Origin of the sequence: Cellulomonas sp. APG4 (assembly GCF_009996735.1) — a bacterium.
Classification (GTDB): domain Bacteria; phylum Actinomycetota; class Actinomycetes; order Actinomycetales; family Cellulomonadaceae; genus Actinotalea.
The window spans coordinates 23,196-34,688 of record NZ_JAACYI010000031.1 but is presented as its reverse complement, the minus strand read 5'-3'; the positions used below and the strand labels follow the sequence as shown (position 1 = coordinate 34,688).

Annotated in this window: 15 protein-coding genes; 8 read left to right on the top strand and 7 right to left on the bottom strand. The window is 74.6% G+C overall.

Annotated elements, in window-relative coordinates; genetic code table 11:
* A partial coding sequence (locus GXB85_RS16780; protein ID WP_161918814.1) for a DUF2510 domain-containing protein occupies positions 1-211 on the bottom strand: 211 nt, incomplete at its 3' end.
* Between the two features lie 94 nt (positions 212-305).
* Positions 306-1,967: a glycosyl hydrolase gene (locus GXB85_RS16775; RefSeq protein ID WP_237728359.1), complete on the bottom strand. Its 1,662-nt coding sequence runs from the start codon at positions 1,965-1,967 to the stop codon at positions 306-308.
* A gap of 220 nt (positions 1,968-2,187) precedes the next feature.
* On the opposite strand from GXB85_RS16775, the gene GXB85_RS16770 reads away from it, so the two are divergent.
* Genes GXB85_RS16770 through GXB85_RS16755 form a run of 4 tightly spaced genes read left to right on the top strand, consistent with a single transcriptional unit; the run spans position 2,188 to position 5,672 of the window.
* Complete coding sequence (locus GXB85_RS16770; protein WP_370524306.1) at positions 2,188-3,138, top strand: ABC transporter ATP-binding protein; 951 nt, start codon at positions 2,188-2,190, stop codon at positions 3,136-3,138.
* A gap of 10 nt (positions 3,139-3,148) precedes the next feature.
* Positions 3,149-4,420, top strand: coding sequence for an ABC transporter permease (locus GXB85_RS16765; protein ID WP_161918811.1), 1,272 nt, complete (start codon positions 3,149-3,151; stop codon positions 4,418-4,420).
* Positions 4,411-4,779 carry an ABC transporter permease gene (locus tag GXB85_RS18620; RefSeq protein ID WP_161918810.1) on the top strand — a complete coding sequence of 123 codons (369 nt, stop codon included), beginning with the start codon at positions 4,411-4,413 and terminating at the stop codon, positions 4,777-4,779. The genes GXB85_RS16765 and GXB85_RS18620 overlap by 10 nt, the downstream gene beginning before the upstream one ends.
* A complete protein-coding gene (locus GXB85_RS16755; RefSeq protein ID WP_161918809.1) occupies positions 4,776-5,672 on the top strand; it encodes a sulfurtransferase in 897 nt (298 codons plus the stop codon). The genes GXB85_RS18620 and GXB85_RS16755 overlap by 4 nt, the downstream gene beginning before the upstream one ends.
* A 193-nt stretch (positions 5,673-5,865) precedes the next feature.
* Here the strand turns inward: GXB85_RS16755 and GXB85_RS16750 are convergent, their stop codons facing one another.
* Together GXB85_RS16750 and GXB85_RS16745 are read right to left on the bottom strand one after the other, a co-directional pair.
* Positions 5,866-6,330, bottom strand: a complete 465-nt coding sequence (locus GXB85_RS16750; protein ID WP_161918808.1) for a DUF664 domain-containing protein — start codon at positions 6,328-6,330, stop codon at positions 5,866-5,868.
* A gap of 134 nt (positions 6,331-6,464) precedes the next feature.
* Entirely contained in the window at positions 6,465-6,908 is a 444-nt protein-coding gene (locus GXB85_RS16745) for a hypothetical protein (protein WP_161918807.1), read from the bottom strand.
* Between the two features lie 102 nt (positions 6,909-7,010).
* Between GXB85_RS16745 and GXB85_RS16740 the strand changes: the two genes are divergently transcribed.
* Entirely contained in the window at positions 7,011-7,478 is a 468-nt protein-coding gene (locus tag GXB85_RS16740; RefSeq protein ID WP_161918806.1) for a PH domain-containing protein, read from the top strand.
* Between the two features lie 8 nt (positions 7,479-7,486).
* Here GXB85_RS16740 and GXB85_RS16735 read toward each other — a convergent pair whose 3' ends face one another.
* Positions 7,487-7,849, bottom strand: a complete 363-nt coding sequence (locus tag GXB85_RS16735) for a DoxX family protein (RefSeq protein WP_161918805.1) — start codon at positions 7,847-7,849, stop codon at positions 7,487-7,489.
* 80 nt (positions 7,850-7,929) lie between these two features.
* Between GXB85_RS16735 and GXB85_RS16730 the strand changes: the two genes are divergently transcribed.
* Positions 7,930-8,427: a MarR family winged helix-turn-helix transcriptional regulator gene (locus GXB85_RS16730; RefSeq protein ID WP_161918804.1), complete on the top strand. Its 498-nt coding sequence runs from the start codon at positions 7,930-7,932 to the stop codon at positions 8,425-8,427.
* Positions 8,428-8,558: 131 nt separating this feature from the next.
* On the opposite strand, the gene GXB85_RS16725 is transcribed toward GXB85_RS16730, so the two are convergent.
* Together GXB85_RS16725 and GXB85_RS16720 are read right to left on the bottom strand one after the other, a co-directional pair.
* Entirely contained in the window at positions 8,559-9,215 is a 657-nt protein-coding gene (locus tag GXB85_RS16725; protein WP_161918803.1) for a maleylpyruvate isomerase family mycothiol-dependent enzyme, read from the bottom strand.
* Entirely contained in the window at positions 9,212-9,877 is a 666-nt protein-coding gene (locus GXB85_RS16720; protein WP_161918802.1) for a maleylpyruvate isomerase family mycothiol-dependent enzyme, read from the bottom strand. Before GXB85_RS16720 ends, GXB85_RS16725 begins: the two co-directional genes overlap by 4 nt.
* 66 nt (positions 9,878-9,943) lie before the next feature.
* Here GXB85_RS16720 and GXB85_RS16715 point away from each other — a divergent pair, with 66 nt between their 5' ends.
* Positions 9,944-10,642, top strand: a complete 699-nt coding sequence (locus GXB85_RS16715; RefSeq protein WP_161918801.1) for a helix-turn-helix domain-containing protein — start codon at positions 9,944-9,946, stop codon at positions 10,640-10,642.
* Between the two features lie 19 nt (positions 10,643-10,661).
* Positions 10,662-11,486, top strand: coding sequence for an aldo/keto reductase (locus GXB85_RS16710; protein WP_161918800.1), 825 nt, complete (start codon positions 10,662-10,664; stop codon positions 11,484-11,486).
* Positions 11,487-11,493: the final 7 nt, after the last annotated feature.

Sequence of the window (11,493 nt, the reverse complement as noted above, 5' to 3'; positions counted from 1 at the left end):
GGGCGGCGGGCGCGGTCACGAGCGCGGGCGTCGACGGCGTCGCTGCGGGCTCCGCGACCACGGGCGCTGCGTGCCCGGCTGCCGTGGCCCCGGGTGCCGGGGCGGAGGGTGCCGTCGGGCGCGCCGTGACGTGGCTCGTCCAGCGCTCGCCGTCCCACCACCGCAGACCTGCCTGGTCCGCAGGGTCGGTGTACCAGCCGGGCGTGCTCATCGTGCCCCTCCTGATCGGTGCTCGGGCGCACACCGGTCATCGGCACGCACGCGGCCGAACTCAAGCAACGGCGTGCGTGAGCCCGCGCACGCGCTCAGCAGCCGGCGGCGGCCCAGGTGGCGGTCGCGTCGAACATCGCCCAGCCGTCGCTGGTGAGCCGGGTGGGTGCCGTGCCGAACAACGGGAACGCGACGCGGCAGCCCGGCGCGGGCGTGCCGTCGACGCGCGCCTCGCCCGGCCGGTAGGCGAACAGCACCGGCCGCGTCCCGACGACGGCGGCGCGGGTGGCCGCCGGCCCGGGCACCCCGTAGGCGACGGCGTCGCGCGGCGCGAGGAACGGGACCGTCCCCGTGCGGCCCGCGAGCATCGGGTGCCCTGCGGTGCTCACGGTGACGGTCTGGGTCGCGAGGGACCCGTAGTCGGTGGTCGGCGTGGGGCCGGTCATCGCCATCTCGTCGAACAGGTACGGCTTGGCCATCCACACGGTGGCGGCGACGTCGCGCAGCGCGGTGCCCACCTGCGTGCGGGTCACCGAGTGCGTCACCACCACCATGTCGGCGTCGGCCGCGGTAGCCGCCGTCACCTGGTGGTCGTCGACGAGGCGCACGTCCATGCCCAGCCCCTCGAGGCGTGCGCGCACGGCCGCCTCGGGTGCGGGCAGCGCCGCCGGGTCGGCCGTGACGAGCACGACGACGGGCTCCGGGTCCGGGTCCGGGGGTGGTCCACCCGTGCCCGGCCCGCCGAAGAACGGGTCCTGGGCGAGTCGCACGAACGCGGCCTCGGCCGCGGGTGACGAGTCGATCGGCCACCGGCACTGCGGGAACGTGCCGTCGATCTTGTTGAAGTAGGACAGGCCGATGAACTGCGCGTGGTCGGCGCGCTTCATCACGGTGCGTGCCTCGTCGATCCACGCGGCCTTGTCCCCGCCCTGCTCGGCGGACGCCCACTCGGTGATCAGCAGGTCCTCGTCGGGGTGCAGCTCGCCGAACGCCCGCAGCCCGGCAGGCACGTTCGAGAAGGGGCGCCACGGGTTGTAGACGCCCTCGCGGCAGCTCGACCAGTTGTAGGTGTCGCTGCCCATGACGTCGACCCACGCGTCGCCCGGGTACCACTTGGGCGCGTACCTGCGGTCGCTCGGGGCCACCTCGAAGCCGTACCCCGTGACGATCCACACGAAGCGCACGTTGTCGACGCCCCGCGCGCGGAACTCGTCGACCACGCGGCGCCACGCCGCGACGTAGTCGGCGTCGGTGCCGTTGGGGATGCTCGCCTGGATCTCGGGCTCGTGGTGGAACGTGAACCACACCTCGCCGTCGACCGCCTCGACGCGCGAGATCCAGCGGTGCAGCTCGGTGTGCAGCGTGCTGCCCGGGGCCATGGTCGCGATGTCGCGCCACGGGATGTTCGTGCCGTTGGTGCGCTTCGCGCGCACCGAGAGCAGCATGATCCGGTCGCTCGCCGTGAGCCACGAGTGGTAGGCTGTCGGGTAGGCCGAGTTCCACTGCTCGAACACGCGCACGTAGTCGAGCTCGCGCCCGATCGTCGCCTCGAGCTCCTCGACGCCGTCGCGGCGCGAGTCCCCGCCGCCCTGGGGCGTGGCCCCGAGGAGCATGCGCTGCTCGTCCTCCGCGGCGGTGCGCACCGCGGGCTGCGCCGTCGCCACGCCCGCGCCGAGTGCCGTGGTCAGCACCGCGAGGACGGCGGTGACGAGGGTGGCGCGGACCGGGCGCCGGGACAGGTCTCGGGATGTGCGCATCGCGACCAGAACCCCTCAGAACGGGCGAAACCCTCCTCGCAGGCTAGACCCGGGCCCTGCCGCACGGCCATACCCGCGCACCCGTGGTGCAGGCCCCGGCCGCGCCCGTGGTCCGGCGGCGGCACCCCGCACCTGGGTCCCTGGTGCGGACCGGCGGCGCGGAGTAGGCAGGGAGGACGGGCCGCGTGCGCGGGGTGCGGGCCCGACCGGGAGGTGCGCCGTGGCCGCCGTCGTCGTCGAGGGTCTGCACAAGCACTACGGGACGGTGCGTGCCGTCGACGGTCTGGACCTGGTGGTCGAGACCGGTGAGGTGGTCGCGCTGCTCGGGCCCAACGGGGCGGGCAAGACGACCACGGTCGAGGTGCTCGAGGGGTACCGCGAGGCCGACGCGGGGACGGTGCGCGTGCTCGGCTCCGACCCGCGGGCGGGTGGTCGCGCCCTGCGCGAGCGCATCGGCGTGGTGCTCCAGGAGGCCGGGTTCGAGGAGCAGTTCACGCCGCGCGAGCTGGTGCGCCTGCACGCCGGCTGGTACCCGCACCCGCGGCCCGTCTCGGAGGTCCTCGAGCTCGTCGGGCTCGAGGAGAAGGCCGACCAGCGCGTGCGCACGCTCTCGGGCGGGCAGCGCCGCCGGCTCGACCTCGCCCTGGGCATCGTGGGGGACCCCGAGCTGCTGTTCCTCGACGAGCCGACCACGGGCTTCGACCCCTCGGCACGTCGTCGCGCTTGGGACCTCGTCGACTCGCTCCGCCACCTGGGCGCGACCATCCTGCTGACCACGCACTACCTCGACGAGGCGCAGCACCTCGCCGACAGGCTCGTGGTGATCGACCACGGCCGCGTGGTCGCGGAGGGCACGCCCGACGACCTCGCGGCGCGCTCGGGCCTCGCCACCCGCGTCGCGTTCCGCCTGCCCGACGGCGTGCCCGTGGCCGACCTGCCCGCTCTCGAGGGCGACGTGCGGCAGGCCGACGGCCGCCTCGAGGTGGCGACGCACGCCCCCACCCGGGCGGTGAGCGAGCTCGCGACCTGGGCCGTGGGTCGCGGGCTCGAGCTCGAGGGCCTCTCGGTCGCACGCCCGAGCCTCGAGGACGTCTACCTCGACCTGGTCGAGGAGCCCGAGCCCGACGACGAGGACGTGCCGGTGCGGCCCGACGCGCGGCACGGATCGTGAGGAGAAGGCCGTGAGGAGATCCGACCTTCGGCTGCTCGGCCGCCAGGTGCGGCACGAGCTCGTCACCGTGGTGCGCTCACCGATCGTGCTGATCCTGAGCGTCGTCTTCCCGCTGCTGTTCTTCGTGCTGGTCGCGGCGATCGCGGGCAACCAGGTGATCGACGAGCGCGGCGGCGGGCGGCTCACGCAGCTGCTCGCGCCGGGGTTCGCGTCGTTCGGCGTGGCGATGGCGACGTTCTCGTTCCTCGCGATCGGGTTCGCCGAGGTGCGCGCGTCGGGGGCCCTCAAGCGGCAGAACGGGACGCCCCTGCCGGGCTGGGCGGCGATCGGCGGCCGCATGGGCGCCGCGCTGCTGCTGGGCCTCGTCGCCACCGCCCTGGTGCTGGCGGTGGGCGTCGTGGCCTACGAGCTCCAGGTGGACGTCGCGGCGCTGCCGAACGTGCTGCTCGTGCTGGTGGTCGCCTCCCTCGCGTTCAGTGCGCTCGGGCTCGCGCTCGCGGCGCTGCTGCCCACGCCTCAGGTCACGACGGCGGTCACGAACGGGCTCGTGGTGCCGCTCGCGTTCGTGTCCGACATCTTCGCGTTCGGCGGCGAGATGCCCGCGTGGATGGAGCGCGTGGGCGACGTGTTCCCGCTCAAGCCGCTGGTGCGGCTGCTCGCCGACGCGCTCGACCCGTACGAGCCCGCGCTGCTGCCGGCGCCCGGGCACCTCGCGGTGATCCTCGCCTGGGGCGCCGTGGGCGCGGTGGTCGCGGTGTGGGCGATGCGGCGCGAGACGGCCGGGCGCGTGGCCAGGCCCGAGCGGCGCCGTCGGGTCCCTGAGAACGACGCGCGGCCCCGGCGCGACGGCACGCCGTCGGGCGCGGTGCTGCTGGGGGACCAGGTGCGGCACACCGCCACGTTGCTGATGCGCGACGCCTCGGGCGTGTTCTTCGCGGTCGTCTTCCCCCTCACGCTCGCCGCGATCATCCCGACCCTGAGCGGCGGTGGCGACGCCGTGCTCGAGAACGGTCAGGCGGTCGCCGCCGTCGTCGCGATGACGATGGCGGTGTACGGCGCCGCGGTCACCGCCTACGTCAACATGCCCGAGGGCCTCACCGAGGCGCGTGAGCAGGGCGTGCTCAAGCGCATGCGCGGCACGCCGCTGCCCCTCTGGACGCTGCTCGCGGGACGGGTCGCGGGTGCGCTCGGGGTCGCGCTCGTGACCCTCGTGATGCTGGTGCTCGTGGCCGCGCTCGTCTTCGACGTCCCGCGGCCCCGGCGTGGCCAGCGGTGCTGCTGACGTTCGTGGTGTGCGCGGTGACGTTCGCGGTGCTCGGCCTCGCGATCATGTCGCTCGTGCGCAGCTCGCAGAGCGTCGTGGGGGTCACGCTCGGCACGCTGCTGCCGTTGTCGTTCGTGTCCGACGTGTTCGTGCTCGGCGCGACGTTCCCCGAGCCGCTCGAGGTCGCGTCATGGGTGTTCCCGCTGCGGCACGCGACCCGTGCGATGACCGAGGCCGCGCACCAGGGTGCGCTGTGGGGTGCGCCGTCGTGGGAGCATCTGGCCGTGGTGCTCGCGTGGGGCGCGGTGGGCGTGCTCGTGGTCGCACGGCGGTTCGGCTGGACCCCGCGCGAGGCCGAGCGCAGGGTGACCGCATGAGCACCGAACTCGTGCGCGTCCCTGCCCTGATCGACGCGCATGCGCTGATGGACCTGCGGCCCGCGCCAGACGACACCGCCGCCGACGGGCCGCTGCTGCTCGACGTGCGCTGGACTCTCGCAGGGGCGGACCGTGACGGCTACCGCGCCGGTCACGTGCCCGGCGCGGTGTTCGTGGACCTCGACACCGAGCTCGCCGAGCCGCCCGGGGACGGCGGGCGGCACCCGCTGCCGGGCGTCGAGCGGCTCACCGCGCTCGTGCGGCGCGTGGGCGTGGTGCCGGGTCGCACGGTGGTCGTGTACGACGGCGGCGCGGGGGCCGCGGCCGCGCGCGCCTGGTGGTGCCTGCGCTGGGCCGGGCATGCGGACGTGCGCGTGCTCGACGGCGGGCTCGCGGCGTGGGTCGCGGCCGGTGGGACCCTCGCCATGGGCGACGTGCCGCCCCGGCCCGCGCCGGACGCCGTCGTCGTGCCGGGGCAGATGCCGGTGGTCGATGCGGACGCCGTGCTCGCCGGTGCGGCGGGTGCCTTGCTGGACGCGCGTGCTCCCGAGCGGTTCCGCGGCGCGACCGAGCCGGTGGACCCGGTGGCCGGGCACATCCCCGGTGCGACGTCGTGCCCGACGACGGCCGTGCAGCGGGCCGACGGCACCTACCTCGAGCCGGCTGAGCTGCGCCGCGTGCTTGACGACGCCCTGGCCGGAGCCGACGACGGATCGGCCGGCGGGGACCCGGGTGGAGGGGGCGGCGCCGCGACCGCCTACTGCGGCTCGGGGGTCACGGCGGCGCAGCTGGTGCTCGCCGCGCACGAGGCCGGCGTGGAGCTCGCGCTCTTCCCCGGCTCGTGGTCGGAGTGGATCCGCGACCCGTCCCGCCCGGTCGCCACCGGCCCCTGACCCTCCCGGAGCCTCCCCGACCCCGTGTGGAGCGTTCCGGCCCGGTGTGGAGCGTTCCCGAACCCGTGCGGAGCGTTCCGGCCCCGTGTGGAGCGTTCCCGTCCCTCGTGCCGGCGTGTCGCACCCCGAAACGCTCCACACCACGGAGGGCGCCGCCCCGTGCTCGCCGACGTCGCTCCCGCCGGTCCGCCGGCTACGCGCCCGTGCCGACCTGCGTGCGCAGCAGGTCGCGCGTGAGCTCCATCTGACCGTGGTGCTGCGCGAGCTCCTCGAGCACGTGCAGCAGCGCGGCACCCTGGGTCGCGATGTGGTGCTCGAGCGCGTGCCCCGTCTCGTGACGCAGCGGCTCCTCGAACGTGGCCCCGTGCGCGTCGTCGTGCAGCCGCGTGCGCGCCGCGGCGACCTTCGCGAGCAGGTCCTCCACTCGGCCGGTCGCTCGGAACTCGGCGTCACGGTCACGCTCGAGCGGCCGGCCCGCCACGCGGTGGCCCGCCCACGCGTCGATCACGCCCACGCAGTGCGTGAGGATCGCGAACGGGCTGTTGGCCCCGGGGAGCTCGGGCCGCGCGTTGGCGAGATCGTCGCCCAGGTGCTCGACGATCGCGACCATCCCGTCGAGGGCGCGGTCGCAGAACAGCAGCAGCTCGTCAGGGTGCACGGTCGCCTCCGGGAGCGGGGAAGGTGCGTGCCGCTGATCGAACCAGATCCTCCCCGGTCCGGACGGTCGGGGGCGCGCAGACGTGGCCGGGCTCCGGCGGGAGCGGCGGCGCCAGGAGCCTCAGGTCGCGGGCGTCAGGCGCACATGTCGCACACGCCCGTGGCCGGGAGGGCCATCGAGCACGTGGGGCAGATCGAGGGGGTGTCCTCGCGCGTCGTCGTGCGCCGCGCGGCCGGTCGCGACGACGCCGTCCGGGGCGTCCGGGTGGAGGAGGCGCGTGCCGGCGCGGTCCGTGCCGCGGCCGGGCCCACCACCTCGAAGCCCCGCCGCTGCAGCACGCCGACGGCGGCCTGCAGCGAGCTGCGAAACTCCTCGGGCGTCGCGAGTCGTCCGGTGGCGTGGCGGTGCGCGACGGCGAGCACCGCGCGCGTGTCGTACCGCCGGCCCTCGTGCACGATCGTCGAGTCGGACGACGGCGTGAAGCCGTAGAGCGCGCAGAACGCCTCGGCCCCGCGCTCGTCGTGCTCGGCGATCGCGGTGAGCACGTGCTGCTTGGTCACGGAGGAGAAGGTCGCCACTCGTCGAGCCTACGTCGCCCGCCGGGTGCCGCGGTCGGCCGCGGGGTTCGGGGGAGTGCGGCGCGAGGTGCCGGACCGACGGCGGTTGTTAGCGTGAGTGCGATGGTGACGACGACGCACGAGCCCGGGACCCTGCTGCGGACCACGACGTGGGTCTGGGCCTCGCAGCTCGTCCTCACCGCGGTGTACGCGGCCCTGGCGGCCTACTGGCTGCTTGCCTGGCCCGGTTCGTGGCGCATGTGGATCGGCGTCTGCTTCCTCGTGCTCGCGGCATGGATCGGCGGTCAGGGGCTGTGGCTCGCGAGGCTCCGGGTGCGGATGACGGACGACGGCGTGGCGGTGCGCGGGTGGCGCGGCGAGTCCACTTACGCGTGGCACGAGGTCCGATCGATCCAAGGCGAGCGGCGCACCTGGACCACCGGCCAGGTCGTGACGATCACGCCGCACGACGGCGCGCCGGTCACGGCCCTGGCCCGGGGCGGGTGGTTCGACGACGGGTTCGAGCGCAACCACCGGCAGCTCGTGGACCGCTGGCGGCGGCAGGCGGGCCGCGACGCGACGATCGCCTAGCACTCGCGTCAGGCGATCGCGAGGAACCCCAGCACCGCGGCTGCGACCGAGAGCACCAGCGGGCCCGCGGAGATCGGCGGCTCGCTGCGCCGCACGTGCACCACGGTCGCGCCCACCATGAGCAGCGCCAGGCAGACGGCGGCGACCGGGCTCAGCACGGGAGCGACTCCCGTGGCCGCGGGCACCACGAGCCCTACGGCACCCACCACCTCGGCGAGCCCGATCAGCTTGATCGAGGCGGGCGAGAAGTCCTCGACCCACGCGAGACCCGACGCGGCGAGCGCCTGCTTGGGCCGGACGAGCTTGAAGGCGCCGGCGGCGAGGAACGCGAGCGCGGTGAGCCCGGCGACGATCCAGTAGGCGGTGGTCATCGGAAGGCCTCTCGTCGATTTGCTTGCTGCGGAAACCAACTGTGCGAGCGGTCGCTTTCCGTGTCAAGTACCGTTCCGCCATGGCAGACGGCGAGCCCCGCTGGCTCACGCGCGAGCAGCGGCAGGCCTGGATCGCGTTGAGCCGCCTGACGGTATGGCTGCCCGCCGCGCTCGACGCCCAGCTCCAGCGCGACGCGGGGCTGAGCCACGTCGAGTACCTGGTCCTCTCCTGGCTGTCGATGAGCCCCGGCCGCTCAGCGCGCATGAGTGACATCGCCGCCCGCGCCGACGTCACGCTCTCCCATCTGTCGCGCATCGCCTCGCGCCTCGAGAAGCGCGGCTGGCTCCGCCGCACCCCGGATCCGCAGGACGGTCGCGCGACGCTCGCCGTCCTGACCGACGACGGCTGGGCGAAGGTCGTCGCGACGGCGCCCGGTCACGCCGAGGAGGCCCAGCGCCTCGTCTTCGACCAGCTCACGGCGGACGAGGTCGCCGAGCTGCGGCGCATCGCCGAGAAGGTCACCACCGCGATCAAGCCGGGCGCCGATCTCCCGACGATCCCCGGCGCGAGCGACTGACGGCCAGTCCGCCACCCGCCCCTTCCGCCACCCGCCACTTCCGCCGAGGTCGCCGGTCCCCGTCGAGGTCGCCGGCCGCGACCGACGACCTCGGCGTGTATCGGCGACCTCGGGGTGGGTGGTGGGCGAGGTCAGGGGGCTGCGAGGCGCTCGCTGAGGGTCGGCACCCCCGGACCCGCGAGGTCGTCGAGGTAGGCCGCCCGGCCGGCCATGGCCATGACGAGCGCGAGCGTCGACCCCGTGACCGCCGGACCGCTGCCCGACCGGAACGCGCCGTCATCCGCCCGGAGCCCGAGGCCCGCGACGTGCCGACGGCTGTTGACGGCGAAGTCGCGCCGGGCGAAGAACTCGGCGACGGGCGTGAGGGCGTCGACGCTCGGCGTGCGCGTGAGGCCGAGCGGCCGGCGGATGTCCTGCGCGTGCACCACGACCTCGCCCAGGTACGCAGGCGTGTGGCCCGAGGGCGCCGTCGTGCTCGCGATCACGGCGCGGAACCGCTCGAGGGTCTCCTCGGGCGTGCGGCCGCGGTGCTCGGCGAGGCGCCGCGCGTTGTGCACGTCCGGCCGGAAGCGTGCGCCGATCATGCTGCGGAGCCACTGCCCCTGGTTCAGGCTCGCGGCCGCGGTGAGGTGCGCGACGACGTCCTCGACGTCCCAGTCCCCGCACAGGCTCGCGTGCCGCCACTGCTCGGGCGTCAGCGCGGCGAGGTCGTCGGCGAGGGCTGCGCGTTCGGTGCGGGCGATGGCCCACAGGTGCGCGTCGGTCGTGGCCTTGTCGCGGCGGTTCATGGGTCTCTCCGGTCGTCGGTGGCCTGGTGGCCGGCGGTGGACAGGCGATCGGCTCCGGGTCCCTCGAGGCTCCCGTGCGGTACGGGGCGGCCCGAGACCGCGAGCAGCAGGTCGAGCGCGTCGCCGACGACGTCGTCCCCCGCGCCCCAGGCCGTGCCCGTGGCGGTGTCCACGAGACGCAGGCCCTCCACGCGTTCGCGTCCGCCGCCGAACCCGACGGGCGTGCGCAGCTGGTAGGCGAGGGCGTGCACGACGGCGGCACGTGGGTACGCACCCTCGAGGGCGAGGGGCCGCCGGACGTCCTCCCCGTGGACGACGGCCTCGACGAGCCTGGTGGCGAGGTTCGCGGGCGGCGTGCGTGTGAGGTCCGCGACGTCGGCGAGCGCCGCGAGGGTGGCGCGAGGGTCCGGCTGCCGCTCGCGCGCGACCCCGTGCTGGTTGGCGCGGTCGAAGTCGAGGCGCGCCCGCAGCATGTCGCGGACGAAGCCGAGCCGGCCGGTGCGCGCAGAGTCCACGAGGTGCGCGACGACGTCGTGCACGTCCCAGCCCGGGCACAGGGACGGCGTGGCCCACTGCTCCGGGGTGAGGCCGGAGAGGTCGGCGACCAGGCGCCGTCGTTCGGCGTGGACGACGGGCCAGACCTCGGTCGCTGACAGGCGCACGGGACTCCTCGAAGGTCGCTACGGTTTCTGTAGTGAACACTACGGGTTCCGAAGTACGATCTGTCAATGGCGCAGCGCAGGTCCTACGGCTCCTACAACGACGGGTGCGCGGCCGCGCACGCCCTCGACCTGGTGGGCGAGCGGTGGACGATGATCGTGGTGCGCGAGCTGCTGCTCGGCCCCAAGCGCTTCACCGAGATCCAGCGTGACGTGCTGGGCATCGGCCCCGCCGTCCTGACGCAGCGCCTGCACGACCTCGAGCACCACGGCGTGCTCCGACGCCGCCGGCTCCCAGGTCCGGGCCGGGCCGACGTCTACGAGCTCACCCCGTGGGGCCACGAGCTCGAGGCCGTGAACACCGCGCTGTCGCGGTGGGCCGTCGCGTCGCCGGGCCTGCCGCTCGAGGCCGACATGAGCCCGGACACCGTCGTCCTCGCGATGCGCGCCCACGCGCGGCCGGTCGTGGGCCTGGCGGGGGAGCGCACGGTGCTGCTCCACCTCACGGACTCGCGCCACGACGACGACGGCGACCCGGTCACCTACCTCGCGACCGTCTCCTCGCGCGGCGCCACCGTCGAGCGAGCCCCGGAGCCGCCGTCGTCGGCGCACGCGGAGGTCGCCGCGTGTACGCGCGACTGGAAGGCCTGCGTGATCGGCGGCGTCCCGCCGGAGCAGCTGCCATCGATCCGAGTGACGGGTGACCCTGCCGCAGTCGCCACGCTGCTGAGCGCCACCACGCTCAGCCCGGATGCCGCCCGTACGTGAGGCGCGCTAGCGTCGGGGCATGCCTGCACTGAGCGATGGAACGTCCCTGCCCGACGTCGGCTTCGGCACCTACCCGCTGCGCGGTGACGAGGGCACCCAGGCGGTGCTGAGCGCGCTCGACCTCGGGTACCGGCTCATCGACACGGCCGTGAACTACCAGAACGAGGACGCCGTCGGGCGCGCGCTCGCGCAGACGGACGTGCCGCGCGACGAGATCGTCGTGACCACCAAGATCCCGGGCCGCGACCACGGCTTCGACGAGACGCTCGCGTCGTTCGATCGCTCGGCCGCTGCGCTGGGGCTCGACGTGATCGACCTCTACCTCATCCACTGGCCCAACCCGAGCGTCGACAAGTACGTCGACACGTTCCGGGCGATGGTGCGGCTCAAGGAGGAGGGGCGCGTGCGGTCGGTGGGCGTCTCCAACTTCACGCCCGAGTTCCTGACCCGTGTCGCCGACGCGACCGGTGTGATGCCGGCCGTCAACCAGGTCGAGATACACCCGTTCTTCCCGCAGACCGAGCTGCGCGCGTTCCACGCCGAGCACGGGATCGTGACCGAGGCGTGGAGCCCGCTCGGCAAGGCGGCGCCGGTCAAGGAGTCCGCGCCGGTCGCCGAGGCCGCGCAGGCGCACGGGGTCACGCCCGCGCAGGTGATCCTGCGCTGGCACCTCCAGCTGGGCGCGGTGCCGATCCCGAAGTCCGGCAACCCCGGGCGTCAGCGCGAGAACCTCGACCTGGCCGGCTTCACGCTCACCGACGACGAGGTCGCGGCGATCACCGCCCTCGGCCGCCCCGACGGCCGCCTGTTCGACGGCGACCCGAACACGCACGAGGAGATGTAGGCGCTTC